The 14900-nt window shown below is 43.8% G+C and carries 14 protein-coding genes; 6 read left to right on the forward strand and 8 right to left on the reverse strand.

Annotated elements, in window-relative coordinates; translation table 11 throughout:
- Window positions 1-6: 6 nt before the first annotated feature.
- The 3 genes from CCS02_RS13440 to CCS02_RS13450 all read right to left on the reverse strand — a co-directional run bounded on the left by CCS02_RS13440 (window position 7) and on the right by CCS02_RS13450 (window position 1454).
- A complete protein-coding gene (locus CCS02_RS13440) occupies window positions 7-198 on the reverse strand; it encodes a zf-HC2 domain-containing protein (RefSeq protein WP_072838486.1) in 192 nt (63 codons plus the stop codon).
- A complete protein-coding gene (locus CCS02_RS13445) occupies window positions 199-828 on the reverse strand; it encodes an RNA polymerase factor sigma-70 (protein WP_100636843.1) in 630 nt (209 codons plus the stop codon). It lies immediately after the preceding gene.
- A gap of 80 nt (window positions 829-908) precedes the next feature.
- On the reverse strand, window positions 909-1454 hold the full coding sequence (locus CCS02_RS13450; RefSeq protein ID WP_072838484.1) for a gamma carbonic anhydrase family protein: 546 nt from the start codon (window positions 1452-1454) through the stop codon (window positions 909-911).
- A gap of 169 nt (window positions 1455-1623) precedes the next feature.
- Here CCS02_RS13450 and prlC point away from each other — a divergent pair, with 169 nt between their 5' ends.
- Complete coding sequence (gene prlC / locus CCS02_RS13455; protein ID WP_100636844.1) at window positions 1624-3654, forward strand: oligopeptidase A; 2031 nt, start codon at window positions 1624-1626, stop codon at window positions 3652-3654.
- 99 nt (window positions 3655-3753) lie between these two features.
- Window positions 3754-4014, forward strand: a complete 261-nt coding sequence (locus CCS02_RS13460) for a YheV family putative zinc ribbon protein (RefSeq protein WP_100186191.1) — start codon at window positions 3754-3756, stop codon at window positions 4012-4014.
- Between the two features lie 78 nt (window positions 4015-4092).
- Here CCS02_RS13460 and CCS02_RS13465 read toward each other — a convergent pair whose 3' ends face one another.
- From CCS02_RS13465 to CCS02_RS13475, 3 genes are all read right to left on the reverse strand, one after another.
- Window positions 4093-6018 carry an amylosucrase gene (locus tag CCS02_RS13465; protein WP_100636845.1) on the reverse strand — a complete coding sequence of 642 codons (1926 nt, stop codon included), beginning with the start codon at window positions 6016-6018 and terminating at the stop codon, window positions 4093-4095.
- 233 nt (window positions 6019-6251) lie between these two features.
- Window positions 6252-6788, reverse strand: coding sequence for a DUF3750 domain-containing protein (locus CCS02_RS13470; protein WP_100636846.1), 537 nt, complete (start codon window positions 6786-6788; stop codon window positions 6252-6254).
- Window positions 6789-6971: 183 nt separating this feature from the next.
- Window positions 6972-7610 carry an NAD(P)H-dependent oxidoreductase gene (locus CCS02_RS13475; RefSeq protein WP_072838481.1) on the reverse strand — a complete coding sequence of 213 codons (639 nt, stop codon included), beginning with the start codon at window positions 7608-7610 and terminating at the stop codon, window positions 6972-6974.
- Window positions 7611-7833: 223 nt separating this feature from the next.
- Here CCS02_RS13475 and sstT point away from each other — a divergent pair, with 223 nt between their 5' ends.
- Complete coding sequence (gene sstT, locus CCS02_RS13480; protein WP_072838480.1) at window positions 7834-9057, forward strand: serine/threonine transporter SstT; 1224 nt, start codon at window positions 7834-7836, stop codon at window positions 9055-9057.
- Window positions 9058-9156: 99 nt separating this feature from the next.
- Here the strand turns inward: sstT and CCS02_RS13485 are convergent, their stop codons facing one another.
- Window positions 9157-10806, reverse strand: a complete 1650-nt coding sequence (locus CCS02_RS13485; RefSeq protein WP_198432034.1) for a methyl-accepting chemotaxis protein — start codon at window positions 10804-10806, stop codon at window positions 9157-9159.
- Between the two features lie 223 nt (window positions 10807-11029).
- Here CCS02_RS13485 and CCS02_RS13490 point away from each other — a divergent pair, with 223 nt between their 5' ends.
- Both CCS02_RS13490 and CCS02_RS13495 read left to right on the forward strand, forming a co-directional pair.
- Window positions 11030-12268 carry an MFS transporter gene (locus CCS02_RS13490; protein WP_100186186.1) on the forward strand — a complete coding sequence of 413 codons (1239 nt, stop codon included), beginning with the start codon at window positions 11030-11032 and terminating at the stop codon, window positions 12266-12268.
- Window positions 12269-12395: 127 nt separating this feature from the next.
- Window positions 12396-12914: a glycine cleavage system protein R gene (locus CCS02_RS13495; protein WP_072838478.1), complete on the forward strand. Its 519-nt coding sequence runs from the start codon at window positions 12396-12398 to the stop codon at window positions 12912-12914.
- A 30-nt stretch (window positions 12915-12944) separates the two neighbouring features.
- Here CCS02_RS13495 and CCS02_RS13500 read toward each other — a convergent pair whose 3' ends face one another.
- The gene (locus CCS02_RS13500) at window positions 12945-13844 is read right to left on the reverse strand and encodes a LysR family transcriptional regulator (protein WP_100636847.1); all 900 of its coding nucleotides are present in this window, start codon (window positions 13842-13844) and stop codon (window positions 12945-12947) included.
- A gap of 98 nt (window positions 13845-13942) precedes the next feature.
- Between CCS02_RS13500 and CCS02_RS13505 the strand changes: the two genes are divergently transcribed.
- Complete coding sequence (locus CCS02_RS13505; protein ID WP_100186184.1) at window positions 13943-14884, forward strand: DMT family transporter; 942 nt, start codon at window positions 13943-13945, stop codon at window positions 14882-14884.
- Window positions 14885-14900: the final 16 nt, after the last annotated feature.

The raw sequence follows: 14900 nt of genomic DNA on the forward strand, positions 1-14900 counted from the left end.
TGAGTATTACTTTTCATCTGGCTTTTTTGCTTTGGTATAGGATTTTGATAATTCGCGAATGGTCTCCATTTGTTTTCCAAACTGACGACAAGGAGTGCAAATTGCAGTGTGCATGGTCAAGTTTATTTTTTCTTTGGCGGATAACGTGCGATCGAGTTTCTCCGAGAGCATTTGGGTCGCTTGTTTGCATTTTATCATTTACGACTTCTCCTTTTGAAACCAGTGATCTTCTAAACATTCCCGTAAACGTAGACGAGCACGATATAAAGTGACATTTAGGCTGCTTACCGACACATCTTCGTTATGACAAATCTCAGGTGTATCCATTTCGAGAAATTCGCGCATCATAAATAATCGACCATATTTGGCTGGTAAAGCATCCAAACAAGCATCGAAAATACGCCAGAAGTGCTCGTTTTCAACACCATGCTCTGGCTGATCCCATTTTTTAGGACGCTCGTCTTTTTGCCAATGGCCATTTTCCTCGAACAAGTGCTCGATTAACGCTTCACCGCTTAGATTGGGCCCCTCTTCGAGCTGACTGGCTGCCGTATGGCGTTTTTCCTTACGCAATAAATCGATGATCTTGTTCTTCAATATGGAAAATACCCAAGTCTTAAACGCCGCTTGTCGCGCAAAACGATCACTATTTTGATACGCAGAGAACATGGCTTCTTGTACTGCGTCTTCGGCTAATTGATTGTCTCGTACTTGAAGCCTGGCGAACTTCAGCATCTGCGTGCGCAACTCTTCAATAAAAACAGCATCCTGAAAGATGTTAACTGCTGCTGAAGAATCCATCTCAACAGAGAGGTTCGCATTGGTCATTTAAGCCTCGGGTTGTTTGTCTGATTGTTAGACGATATTCGTCTGGTATTTATTACCATTCAACCATGATTTTAATTTGTCTATTTGCTCGCTGCTGCTTCTGCCAAGTATTCATCTTTCAGTTTGACGTAGTTAAGTCCGGCATACTGAAAATATTCGATTTCTTTGTCGTTGAGTGGACGGATTTGTTTCACAGGAGAACCCATGTACATAAAGCCCGTTTCTAAACGCTTGCCGGGTGGCACCAAAGAGCCTGCGCCTATGATGACTTCGTCTTCAATTACAGCGCCATCAAGGATGGTGGTTCCCATGCCAACCAATACTCTGCTGCCAATCGTACAGCCGTGTAACATCGCCATGTGACCCACGGTGACGTCGTCGCCAATGGTCAGAGGATGGCCTTCTGGCTTATAGTCGCTGGCGTGAGTAATATGCAAACAGGAGTTGTCTTGAACACTGGTACGAGCACCAATACGAATGCGGTGCATGTCGCCACGAATCGCAACCAAAGGCCATACTGAACTGTCTTCGCCAATGGTTACATCGCCAATAATTACAGCACTGTCATCGACCCAAACACGATCGCCAAGTTGTGGTGTTTTACCACGGAAAGATTTCATCACCATAAATCCTCTCTTAAAGGGGGGCTTCTTAATAGAATGTACTAATAAATGAAGGAACTATTAACACAATAGGCTTTTATGCATTGAAAAAGTGTTAAGACAACCTATCTTAGTAAGCATAGTATTGATCAATGCAATACAGCGTTCAATTAATATAAAAGGATATCATGATATGTCACAGTCTGTATGGGACGCGACCAGCTTACCGAATTTTACCGATGTCGATGTTGCGAACATCGAAGCGGATCTAGAGAAACTACTAAAGCACAACCAAGAAGCCATCGACGCCTGTGTGAGTGAAAATACCAATCCAACATGGCAAAGCCTTGTTTTACCATTGGATCAACTGCACGATGACCTAAATAATTTCTGGTCTCCGATTGGCCATTTGAACTCAGTAAAAAACACTCCAGAGCTGCGTGCTGCTTATAACGCTTGTTTGCCAAAATTGACTCAGTTTTATACGGATCTTGGGCAAAACAAAGCCCTGTACCAAGCCTACAAAACGCTTGCGCAAAGCGATGCAGCAAAAACGCTAACACAACCACAAAGTGAAGCTTTGACCCAAACCATCCGTGACTTCGAATTGTCAGGTGTTGGTCTAGAAGGCGACGCCAAAAAACGTTACGGCGAGATAAGCCAGCGTTTGTCTGAATTGGGTAGCCAGTTTGGTGAAAACGTGTTGGATGCGACGCAATCGTGGAGCAAGTTAATCACCGACGAAAGTGAATTGTCTGGATTACCGGAGTCAGCACTAGCACAAGCGAAGCAAATGGCCGAAGCTAAAGAAAAAGACGGTTGGTTGTTCACCTTAGACTTCCCATCGTACATGCCTGTAATGAGCTATGCTGACAACGCCGTTTTGCGCGAAGAAATGTATCGAGCTTTCGCCACTCGCGCTTCTGATCAAGGTGGAGACATCAAATTCAATAACGCACCTTTGATCGACGAGATTTTGGCATTGCGTCATGAAATGGCACATATTCTTGGTTTTGATAATTACGCTGAATTGTCGGTTGCCACTAAGATGGCTGACAACGGACAGCAGGTTATCGACTTCTTGGAAGATTTAGCTAAAAAGTCAAAAAGCTCGGCAGAACAAGATCTTGCACAGTTAACCGCGTTTGCAAAAGACGAAAATGGCGTAGAAAAATTGAACGCGTGGGACATGACTTACTACGCGGAAAAATTGCGTCAGCATAAGTACAGTATCTCTCAAGAAGAGCTGCGTCCTTACTTCCCAATGAATAAGGTTTTGTCCGGATTGTTTCACGTGGCACAAACCTTATTTGGCGTGGATATTCGCGAAGAAAAAGAATTTGATAGCTATAACAAAGACTTGCAACTTTTCACTATCAGCAAAGACGGCGAAGACGTTTCTCGTTTCTATCTAGATCCTTATGCTCGCGAAGCAAAACGCGGTGGTGCATGGATGGATTCTTGTCGTACTCGTCGTCGTTTGAGCGACAATCGTCTGCAGCTACCGATTGCGTATCTTGTGTGTAACTTCACACCACCAATTGGCGCTAAGCCAGCCTTGTTGACTCACGATGAAGTCACCACCTTGTTCCATGAATTTGGTCATGGTTTGCATCACATGTTGACCCAAGTGGACGTTTCATCCGTATCCGGTATTAATGGTGTGGCATGGGATGCCGTCGAGTTGCCAAGTCAATTTATGGAAAACTGGTGTTACGAGCCAGAAGCGCTTGCCCACATCGCAGGACATTACGAAACGGGCGAACCATTGCCTCAAGACTTGTTAGATAAGATGCTGGCAGCGAAGAACTTCCAATCTGGTATGCAGATGATGCGCCAGCTGGAGTTTTCTTTGTTCGATTTCCGTTTGCACATGGAATACCAAAAAGGCATTTCTGTTCAATCCGTTATCAACGACGTACGCAGCAAAGTCGCTGTTACTACGCCACCTGAATTTAACCGTTTCCAAACTAGCTTCTCGCATATTTTTGCGGGTGGTTACGCGGCGGGTTACTACAGCTATAAATGGGCGGAAGTCTTGTCAGCCGATGCGTTCTCGAAATTCGAAGAAGACGGCATCTTCAATAAAGATACCGGCGCACGCTTCCGTGATACCATATTAGCCAATGGTGGTTCTCGTCCAGCAGCGGAATTATTCGCTGAATTCCGTGGTCGTGAACCGAGTACAGATGCCTTGTTAAGACACAGCGGTATCGCAGCTTAAGTTTTTATTCTGCAAGGAAGCAGCGTCTTATCTGATGATTAGACGCTGCTTTTTTATGGCGTCGTACTATGGCGTTATTTTTTTAAAGGTAGTTGGGTTATGACAGTAAAACGCTTTATTGCAGGGGCTGTGTGCCCTCGTTGTAGTGAGATGGATAAGATTCGCGCATGGCGCGACGATGATGTTGAAAAGCAATATCGTGAGTGTATTTCCTGTGGTTACACGGATGAGCAATCTACGGTAATACAGTCACAGCCAACTGAGATTCCAACGCGAGTGAATACGCCTCATAGTAGCGCTCCTCAAGCGGAAGAAATGGTGATTAATTTTATACCAAATCCGGGTTCAACCAAGCACTAACCCTAACCGAGCACAGAGCAATTAAAAAGCGGATTGATATTTCTATCAATCCGCTTTTTTGTATCCGTGAGAAAGCACTTAGTTATTAACCAACCAAAGAATATCTAACGGTTCAATGAGGCTTAACGATGGCAAATCAATGAATTCCTTGTTTAACAAGTTCATTGCTGTGTCTTGTCCGATCAGTTCGCTTAGTGATTTCCCAAGTGGTAGGTGTTCGAGCGGTACTAGGTGTTCGCTCATGTTGGCGATGACTAATAGTGTTTTGTCGTTCATTTGTCGTTTGAAAGCAAATACATGTTCGTTGCCTAGGGAAACCAATTCAAATTCCTGCGCAGCGAAAAGTGGATTAGATTTGCGGATTTTAATCATCTCTCGGATCAGCTGAGCGATTTTACCCTGCGGTGTCTCAACGTTATCAGCAAGAGCGAAATCGTCCTTGGTGAGCTTCTTACGGTGCACCCAGCGGCTATCGTCTACTTTTGTCGGGTCGTTTAGGTAATCATCATTATTAAGCACGCCAAGATCGTCACCTTGATATAGCAATGGAATGCCCGGCATAGCGAAGTTGATACCGTTGAGCACTCGTATGCGTCTGATAGCATGATCAAGCAACAATGGATCGTTTGCAGCGATGGCATTTTCCACGCCCGCAAGAGACGCCAAGGTACCACAAACACGGCAATCGCCATTCACTGGGTTCTCTTGAAACGGCACACCTGCAGCAAAAGAGCCTTCGAATTGGCCAGTATAGAATTGATTCAAGAAGCGACGATGACCAATCCCATCAATGCCAAGACGATCAGAAATGGCGTCATCCCATAACCAACCAATATCGTCATGACAGCGGATATAGTTGATCCAAGTCGTATGCTCTGGAATCGCGAAGCTGCGCTCAAGAGATTGGTACAACAAGTTGGTTTGGCGTGTCGCTAAACTTTCCCATAACAAGGCCATCATTAGAGGGTTGTAAGACAGCGTGCATTCATCGGCGCCAATGTATTTATTGACTTCATCTGGGTGAACAATAGCTTCGGATTTAAAGACGACTTGTGGTGCTGCGATGTCCAAGCAGGCTTTGAAAGCTTTGATCAGGTTGTGAGCCTTAGGTAAGTTCTCACACACTGTTCCTTTCTCTTTCCAGACAAAGGCTAAGGCGTCGAGTCGTAAGACATCACAACCGTTTAAAATTAGATGTAACATTTCTTCGACGACAGCGACAAAAACCGCCGGATTGGAATAGTTTAAATCCCATTGGAATGAGTTAAAGGTCGTCCAGACATGGCTGTCTAATTCAGGTAAATAGGTGAAACTACCGCGACGAATTTGAGGAAATATTTCGCGTACGGTTTGGTTGTATTCCATGGCGTCTTGCTCGCCCATGAAGTAGTAGTAGCCTTGGAACTCTTGGTCACCTGATTTTGCAGCTTCGGCCCAACGATGTTCGTCTGATGTGTGATTAAACACAAAATCCAACACCATGCGTATGCCTTTTTTGTGTAGCGCGGAAGCAAGGTCTTTTAGGTCTTTGTTAGTGCCCAAATTAGGTGACACGGTACGGTAATCTGAAATCGCATAACCGCCGTCACTGTTGCCTTCTGGAGCTAAATAAAGCGGCATTAGATGCACATAGTTAATTCCTAAGGATTCAAAATAAGAGATCTTGTCGATTAGAGAGCTGAGGTCGTCAGCTAATAAATCCACATATACGGCAATGCCGACATTTTGATTGGATTCGAACCAGAACTCTGATTTGTCTTTGATTTGGGCAGGGCGTTTTTTCTTATGAAAATCGATAAAGGATTGTAGCAACACCTTGAGATGATAATGCAGGTCGAAGCACTTTCCATAAAGCGGGAAAAGCTGTTCGAAGAGTGGTGCAAAACCGTTCTCTAATCGCTTAACGAAGATCGCTTTTTGTTGAGAAGTCAGTTGGCTAAAATCTAATTCGGCTAACAAACGCTGTTGTGTTTTTTGTGCTTCAAAAGCGAAATTCATGACCATATTTTTGCCTTGTAAGACGTGCTCGTGAAAAACGACGAGTTCGGATTATTGTTACCTAGGCTGGAACCTTAGGCTAAAAGTTTGGTTGGAGAGTTCGCTTTAACAACAAGATCAGCGCGCTTCGTTTTCCATGGAGAAAACGTAGCCTAAGGGGTATGGCGGGTCAATATGGCAGCTTTCTAAATACTGACTTAATTTCCGAGAAGCTCACCTCTCGGAAATTAATCGTTAGGTTAGTTGTCTGCGTAACCGCTGCCGATAGCATTAAAAGGCATATCAAGATTGAGTTCTGGGACTTGTAAGCCAATCCAGGTTGGGAAGGTGTTGCTGTTTGGACCAGGGAATACCGTGTATTCGTTTGCCCAAGGATAACGTTTCACTGCTTCGTTGATTTTTGGAATCAATGCTTCCGCTTTTGGGCCAATAATTGAAAGAACTTTCTCTGGTTTTGCGCCAAACCAATAGCGATCTGGCGTTGTGGTTTTATATTCAGATAAGGCTGGAAGTCCTCTATCTACTCTCCAACCAACGACTTCATGAACAGTATATTCGGCCGCGTTCTTCTCTTTGGTTGCCACCCAAGTATGGACTGCAAACCAACCGCGCCAGCTGAAAGCGTCGGCGGCATAAAATTCGATAACAGCGTCTTTTTCTTCTTCGGGTGATGGGGCTATGCCTGCGGGTTCTCGGCTTGCGGTGCGCCAGCTATCGTTAGAAGAGCAAGCGCTTAAAAATAGGGCGATAAATAATAGTCCTAAATACTTTGTCATGCTTTGTCCTTGGGCTGTTAGATCGTTTTAATGCTATTAACATACGCAAGTTTTGCTCTATTTGGGCCATTATTTTTTATCAAATATGTTTTATTTCATGGTTTTTGCCCAGTTCAAAAATTGGACATAAAAAAACGCCAGAAGACTGACGTTTTAGGTTTGTTGTTTCAACGAAACAGCAAATTAGTTCATTTCAGTAATAAAGTCTTCTGCTGAACGACGTACTTTTTTCAGGCCTTTTAACCAGTCACCTTCATCTGCGCGGTAACCTAAAGGAAGTAGAATCACAGAGCGAAGTCCACGTTCAGTTAGACCTAGAATTTCGTCTACTTTTGCAGGGTCAAAACCTTCCATTGGTGTGCTGTCTACGCCTTCTTCGGCGGCCGCGATTAATGCCGTTCCAAGACCGATGTATGCTTGACGGGCTGCGTGTTGGTAATTCACTTCGGCCTCGCGAGGAGGGTAAGCGCCTAAAATCATTTGACGGTAGTTTTCCCAGCCTTCGTTTTTAAAGCCACGTTCGTCGTTTACTAAGTCGAACATCTTGTTGATGCGTTCTTCTGTGTAGTTGTCCCATGCCGCAAAAACTAATAGATGAGAACCATCAGTAATTTGCGCTTGGTTCCAAGCGTGAGGCACGATGGCTTCACGTAATGCTTTGTTTTTTACTACGATGACTTCGTATGGCTGAAGTCCGCTTGACGTTGCTGTAAGACGAATCGCTTCTAGAATGCGGTCTACTTTTTCTTGCTCAACGGCTTTGCTTGAGTCCATTTTTTTAGTGGCATAGCGCCAGTTCAATTTATCTAACAAATTCGACATTTCAATTCCTTGGTAAGGTTTGTATATGGAAGCAATATGGGTCTAATGTTAGTTAAGTACAAGTGTTGTTTTAAGTAGAAAATGAGGAAGTTGAATGATCGGTTAAATGCCGAACTTTGTTGGTATCTTGCAATAGTTTCTTTAATAACGCCCTAAAATGGTTCATTTTTTTTGCGAGATGCAGTAAGGTGCGATTTCGTAAACTTCAATGGACCCCTTTTAAATGACGTTAAATCATAAATCATCAATATTACAGCGTTATTTGCGCGGTAGCTTAGTACTACAAATTGCTATCGGTATTATCTGTGGTGTCGTGTTGGCATACGTTTCACCTAACACCGCTTTATCGGCAAGTTTACTTGGTGATTTTTTTGTTAAAGCACTAAAAGCTATTGCTCCGATTTTGGTGTTTTTATTGGTAATGGCATCTATTGCTAATCATAAACAAGCTCAACAAAGTCATATTCGTCCGGTACTTGTCCTTTATTTGTTTGGTACGTTTGTTGCCGCTTTAACGGCAGTGGTGTTTAGTTTTGTGTTTCCAACACAGCTGCATTTGGTTGCTCCAGACTTAAGCCAAAGTGCGCCTCAGGGAGTAGGGGAAGTCCTGCGTACACTAGTATTTAAAATGGTTGATAACCCAGTAAATGCACTTGTTCAGGGGAATTATGTAGGCATATTGACTTGGGCTATTGGCTTTGGATTGGGTTTGCGTCATGCCTCCGAAGCTACAAAAGCATTGTTGCAGCATTTAGCGACCAGTGTGACAAGTATTGTGTCGGTGATTATTCGCTTGGCACCATTTGGGATCTTTGGCTTGGTTGCTAGTACAATCGCAGAAACTGGTTTTGATGCCTTATTTGGGTATTCTCATCTGTTAGCTGTATTAATTGGCGCTATGTTGTTTATTGCATTCGTTACCAATCCATTATTGGTGTTCTGGAAGATTCGTCGTAACCCTTACCCATTGGTTTTTAAGTGCTTAAAGGAAAGTGGCGTAACGGCATTTTTTACGCGTAGCTCTGCAGCTAACATTCCGGTCAACTTAGATCTGTGTAAGCGTTTAGACTTGGATGAAGATACCTATTCTGTGTCTATTCCATTAGGCGCGACCATTAATATGGCTGGCGCTGCGATTACCATTACGGTTTTAACTTTAGCGACGGTAAATACTTTAGGTATTACATTGGATTTTGGTACGGCGTTATTGCTTAGTGTGATAGCGGCTGTGTCTGCATGTGGCGCATCGGGCGTGGCTGGTGGTTCATTATTATTGATCCCATTGGCGTGTAGCTTATTTAATATTCCCAATGAGATTGCGATGCAGGTTGTTGCTGTCGGTTTCATTATCGGCGTATTGCAGGACTCCGCTGAGACTGCGCTGAATAGCTCGACGGATGTACTGTTTACCGCAGCGGCTTGTCTTGCTAACGAAAAAGCGAGTTGAAATTGAGGCTTGCTTGGTAAATAGGATCACAAAAAGAAAGGGAAGCATTTGGCTTCCCTTTTTTGTTTGTATGGTTTTCTTGTCAATTGGCTGTTTGTTTTAAAGCTTGAACTGGGTAACCAATTTATCAAGTTGAACAGACAGTTTTTGCAAGTTAGTACTTGATGCTGTCAGTTCATCAGCTATCTCAGAAGTTTCTGTTGTTAGTTGGTTAATCTCTTCGACGTTTTTGCTCATGTCATTTACCACAAGCGCTTGCTCTTCTGTGGCGGTAGCAACCTGTATGTTCATATCGCTAATCTGGCCAATATGTTTGGTGATTTGTTCAAGCGAGCTGTTTGCTTCGTTTGCTTGACCAACTACAGTAGTGCTTTGGTCTTGTCCAGATTGAATGGTCGCGACTGTTTTCGCTGATTGCTCTTGTAGCTTGTCGATCATTTTTTGAATTTCATCAGTGGAAGCGGCAGAGCGACTTGCAAGGTTTCGAACTTCATCGGCAACTACTGCAAATCCTCGACCTTGTTCGCCAGCACGAGCGGCTTCAATCGCAGCGTTTAAGGCTAACAGGTTAGTTTGTTCAGAGATGCTACGAATAGTGTCTAGGATGCTACCAATCGAATCTGTCTGCGTTGCTAATGAACCAATGTCTGAACTGATGTGCTGTATTTCTGTAGACAACGCCGTTACGCCTTGGCGGGCGCGTGCGACCAATCCTGCACCTTGATGGGCTTGTTTATCGGCTTCTTGTGCAGCTCTTGCAGCTTGAGAGGCATTTTCTGCGATGTTTTCTACCGTAGCCCCCATTTCATGAATTGCCGTGGCAATCTGAGTAGTACGATCGCGTTCATTTAGACAGTTAGTGTGCGTCGCCTTGGCTTTCGCTGCGACATCATTTGCGGTGTGAGCTAGCTGACGCGAGTTCTCGGCTACGTTTTCGATGGCGGTACGTACTTTGGTAATAAATTGGTTAAAGTGCTGAGCAATGTCGCTCAGTTCATCTTTGCCATCTAGTTTCATCACGGTGCCAAGGTCAAGTTTGTCACTGGCACTTGAAATGTGTTGCTGAAGATAAGAGACACGGCTATTAAGACGACGTAACATTAGCCAAGCTAAGATAATAGAAGCCGACAATGCTAAGATAATTAAGACAATCATGTTGTTGCGACTGTTTTCGTAATTTACTTGGCTTTGAGCATAACCTTGCTGACCTTGTTCAAGTAAGTCATCAAGTATTTTGTTGACGGCTTTACGCATTACACCATAGCTGTCTGCGTATTTTGTTTTGTATATTTCTTGAGCTGTGGTCAGGTCATTATTTTCTATTGCCGTTAGCATTGGAGCTAGTTCATCGCTTTTGACTTTAGCAAATATATCTATGACCTTTTGTACTTCTGCGCGCATTTTAGGGTTCACTTGAGAATCCAACGCTTGTTTAAGAGCTATATCCATCTCAGGAATATCTTCTGCTCGGGTTTCTTTTACGCGAGTGAGTGCGCCTCGTTTATCCTGCATAGCTGGAATTTCTTGCAGCAAAATAATATCGATACCAACACGCATGCGTGGAATGCGCGAAGCAACTTCCGCAAGAGATCTCATTGGTGCACTGGTGTTTTGGGCAAGCTGTTTTGTTTGTTCTTGCACGCTAGAAAGGCCGCGTAAACCAGCCCAACTGACAAGCAAGAGTACAAGGCAGGGGAGTGCGATCACAGATATAAATTGTGTTTTTAGAGACATTTTGTTGAAGATCACGATGTGTTACCTGCTGATTATTTTTTTGAATGTGGAATTACTGTGAAACTTTAAATCTACTGTCGTTTTACAGGATAGGATGTGCTTCGTTAATTGTACAAGAAAGTATCTTTAATAAATGTTTTTTTACTCTCTGTTATTAGTTTGTCTTATGTTATATCCAATAAATGACACTTTTTAAGTGATAAAAGGATATTTCGTTGAATAGTCAAAGGAGTTTGAATTGAGCAGTACATTTCGGTCTCTATCCAATCCGAATTATCGGCTTTGGTTTGGTGGCGCGGCGATTTCGAATATTGGCGCTTGGTTGCAACGTACTGCTCAGGACTGGATCGTCATTGCTGAGTTGTCGGATAAAAATGCTTCGGCTGTTGGTTTGGTGGTCTTTTTGCAATTCGCCCCGCAAATTCTTTTATTGCCGCTTACAGGTTGGACGGCAGACCGTATGGATCGACGTAAATTACTCTTTATTACTCAATCCTTAATGGCGCTACTGGCTTTAGTGCTGGGCGTGTTGGTTCTGAGTGGACAAGTGGTGTTGTGGCAAGTTTGCGTTTGTGCGTTTGCTTTGGGTTGTGTTGCTGCGTTTGATGCGCCTGCGCGCCACGCCTTTGTGTCTGATATTGTCAGTGAAAAAGAATTATCAAACGCGGTGGGGTTAAACTCGGTGGCGTTTAACTCGGCTCGTTTGGTTGGGCCTGCTATTGCTGGGATATTGATTGCGTTGATCGGCAGCGGTTGGGTATTTATGATCAATGTGTTGTCTTTTATTCCGTTATTAATTGCCCTCCATAAATTCAAAACGCGTCTGCCAGCTGTTGTTTCAGATAACGGCAAAGCAACACCTGATATGGCGAAATTTTTTGATGGTTTTCGTTATATTTGGCAGCATCGAGAAATGGCCGTCATATTGGTAATGTCTTTCTTGATTTGTAGCTTAGGGATGAATTTCTCTGTGTACCTATCTGCGATGACGGTGCATGTATTTCAAGGTCACGCGGATCAATATGGTTTCTTAATTTCAATGATGGCGATTGGTTCTATTTCTGGTGCTATGGTGACAGCGAGCCGTCGCTCTTCGCCGTCATTTCGCTTTATGATTTATGTGGCAGCCATGTTCGCTGTTAGCTGCTTTTTGGTTGCTATCAGTACGTCGTTTTGGGCGTTTGCTGTGCTGCTTATTTTCCTTGGGCTCAGTTTGCAGTTGTTTACCACTTCTACTGCGTCTTACATGCAGGTTACAACGGAAAAACGTTATCGAGGCCGAGTAATGGCTGTGGTTCTGGCAACTGCGTTAGGGAGTACCGCACTAGGCGCGCCTTTGGTTGGTTGGATTGCTGATGTATTTGGTGCCCGATGGGCGATTGGCATGGGCAGTATTTCGGGTATTGTCGCGGCTTCGTTAGGCTTTTGGTTTTTGCGTCGACAGGCTCAAACAGAGTTGAAAAACAAAATGCTTTAGTACGGCGTGAATAACTTAAATAAATTGCAGTCGTCTATAGTGATTATTTAGTGTACTTTTTATAAATAGCATCGCATGAAGTGATTCACTCTTTTGCATAATTCTAAAAATATTGATGGAGAAAGCCATGTCACAGCATCTTGTACTGAGTTTCATTGGAGAAGATCGCCCCGGTCTTGTTGAGCGTTTATCCGATACTATCGCTCGCCATAATGGTAATTGGCTGGAAAGCCGTATGGCACATCTAGCCGATAAATTTGCGGGTATTTTAACCGTGACTGTTCCGTTGGAGCATCAAGAAGCACTGGTTAACGCATTACGTAATTTCGAACAACTTGGTCTGCATGTCACGGTAGAAATGGCAAAACAGAGTGTGACGGAAGGATCGACTTTGTCGCTGTCTGTTGTTGGCAATGATCGTCCCGGCATTGTCAAAGAAGTATCTCAGGTGCTGCATTCCTTGATGGTTAACGTCAAAGAACTCACTACCACTTGCGAACCTGCGCCGATGAGTTCCGATATGCTGTTTAAAACCGACATGGTGTTGGCTGTGCCGAAAGATCTACCTTTATCAGAATTGGAAGCTGCACTAGAAAAAATTAGTAGTGATTTAATAGTGGAGCTATCCGTTAATCAGTTTGCCTAGTTACTTAATTTTTATGACATGTTTGTTGGTTTATAGCGGTTTTTCGTTAAACCGCTTAACCATAAAATCGATTAACAAGCGTAACCGAAAGGGCATGTTATCTCGGTCACGATAGAGCATTTGGCAACCGCGAGGTTGGTTGCTCCACTCAGGTAAAACTTGTTGAAGCTCTCCCGAATCGATCAATGGCTGCGCATGATAATCAGGCATAAAACCGATACCTAAGCCATCTTGTATGGCGCGCGTAAGTAAGCTGATGTCGTCTACTTTTAGGCGAATATTATGGTTTGGTTTATGGGTTTGCATCTCTCCAGAGATCGTGTGTTGCAGCTTCCAGGTGGACATGGGCGAGCACAAAACAGTAGGAAAACCTTCCAAATCACAAGGCGTTTTTAGGCTAGACATGTCTAAACGGGCAGAACCACAAATAACAAAGCGAATGTTCGTTAAGTGTCTGCCAATCCAATGGTCTGCATTATGGTCACCGACACGAAACGCGATGTCGATGGCTTCTTCCTCAATATCGATGTTTTGATTTGAAAGTCGCAAATCCAAATGGATGTCAGGGTATTCGATCAAAAAAGCATTAAAATGCTGAGCTAAAACTTGCACGCCAAAATTCACCGGCGCAGAAATCCGAATAGTACCTTTGGCTTGGGTTTTGTCCTGCAGAAGGCACACAGCAACATCGTCTAATTCCTCAAAAAGAGACGCGCTCCTTTCGAAATATCTTTGCCCAGAATGGGTGAGCTGGACTCTATGAGCGTCACGGTTTAGCAATCTTATTGCCAAGTCTTCTTCTAATTTAGCGACTCGTCGACTCAATGTGGAAAGAGGAATCTCCAATGCCGCCGAAGCTTGTTTAAAACTGCCGTGTTGGGCAACCGCGCAAAAACAACGCATATCATCTAGTGAATAGTTAAATTTCATATTTGGGATCTATTGTCTCAATTTTGTCTATTTATTCCGTATTTAAAATCTATACACTGTGCCTTATATTTTCAAGTTTTCTTTTAATGGAGAAAGATATGAACCGTTCGGCGAGTACTAATGCCGTATTACTATTGTTGCTATGCACGTTTTTCTGGGGAGCGTGTTTTCCTGTGGGTAAGCATGCGTTGGGAGAAGTGCACGCGCTGACTTTGGTCATTTGGCGTTTTGCCATTGCTGCTGTTTGTTTGTTTATTTATGCCAAGTGGAAAAACATGCCAATGCCTAGCTTAACGGCAAAACAATGGGCGTGGGCTATTAGCGTTTCTATCATTGGTGTTGGTGGATTAAACCTGGGTTTGTTTACTGGTTTGGCGCAAACAGATGCCAGCAATGGCGCCTTGATCATGGCGCTTAGTCCATTGGCCACCTCTTTGATTGGCTCTTTGTTGCAACGTAAACTGCCAGCTCGCGGCGCGGTTTTTAGTTTGGTGGTTTGTTTATCCGGTGTGTTGCTGGTGTTAACCAATGGCGAGCTAAAACGCTTGTTGGGTTTTGAGTTTAACCACGGCGATCAAATGATCTTTCTGGGCATGTTGTGCTGGAGCCTTTATACCTATTTAACGCAAGGTGTGAGCCGCTGGATGCCAATGATTCCTTATACTCTGGTTGGTATGTTATCAGGACTAGGTGTGATCTCTTTGGTCACGGCGTTTAGTGCTGAGGTTCACCCTTTGCAAGAGAGTTTGGCGATCAGTGGCAATGTTTTGGGTGACTTACTGTTCATCGGTGTGTTTGGTACTGTTGGTGGTTACTTGTTGTGGATCTCGGGTGTGAAGCAACTCGGTGCTGCGAACGCTTCCTTGTTCTTCAATTTTGTGCCTGTCTTTGCGGCCTTGACGGCATTCGCTTATGGTCAAACTGTAACAAGCTTGCAGCTATTAGGAGTAGCGATTGTGATTGCCGGTTTGTTGCTGCCAAGAGTCGTTAAATGGCAGCAACAGCGTTTTAATCGCCAAGAAGCTACATCGGTTAATTAAACTTTCAATCAGAAAG

It is taken from the genome of Marinomonas sp. ef1 (assembly GCF_002806845.1).
Classification (GTDB): Bacteria; Pseudomonadota; Gammaproteobacteria; order Pseudomonadales; family Marinomonadaceae; genus Marinomonas; species Marinomonas polaris.

Bases quoted from the DNA above. Each gene is read 5' to 3' on its own strand.
- CCS02_RS13440 (WP_072838486.1), bottom strand. From the start codon at position 198: ATGATAAAATGCAAACAAGCGACCCAAATGCTCTCGGAGAAACTCGAT.
- CCS02_RS13445 (WP_100636843.1), bottom strand. From the start codon at position 828: ATGACCAATGCGAACCTCTCTGTTGAGATGGATTCTTCAGCAGCAGTT.
- CCS02_RS13450 (WP_072838484.1), bottom strand. From the start codon at position 1,454: ATGGTGATGAAATCTTTCCGTGGTAAAACACCACAACTTGGCGATCGT.
- prlC (WP_100636844.1), top strand. From the start codon at position 1,624: ATGTCACAGTCTGTATGGGACGCGACCAGCTTACCGAATTTTACCGAT.
- CCS02_RS13460 (WP_100186191.1), top strand. From the start codon at position 3,754: ATGACAGTAAAACGCTTTATTGCAGGGGCTGTGTGCCCTCGTTGTAGT.
- CCS02_RS13465 (WP_100636845.1), bottom strand. From the start codon at position 6,018: ATGGTCATGAATTTCGCTTTTGAAGCACAAAAAACACAACAGCGTTTG.
- CCS02_RS13470 (WP_100636846.1), bottom strand. From the start codon at position 6,788: ATGACAAAGTATTTAGGACTATTATTTATCGCCCTATTTTTAAGCGCT.
- CCS02_RS13475 (WP_072838481.1), bottom strand. From the start codon at position 7,610: ATGTCGAATTTGTTAGATAAATTGAACTGGCGCTATGCCACTAAAAAA.
- sstT (WP_072838480.1), top strand. From the start codon at position 7,834: ATGACGTTAAATCATAAATCATCAATATTACAGCGTTATTTGCGCGGT.
- CCS02_RS13495 (WP_072838478.1), top strand. From the start codon at position 12,396: ATGTCACAGCATCTTGTACTGAGTTTCATTGGAGAAGATCGCCCCGGT.
- CCS02_RS13500 (WP_100636847.1), bottom strand. From the start codon at position 13,844: ATGAAATTTAACTATTCACTAGATGATATGCGTTGTTTTTGCGCGGTT.
- CCS02_RS13505 (WP_100186184.1), top strand. From the start codon at position 13,943: ATGAACCGTTCGGCGAGTACTAATGCCGTATTACTATTGTTGCTATGC.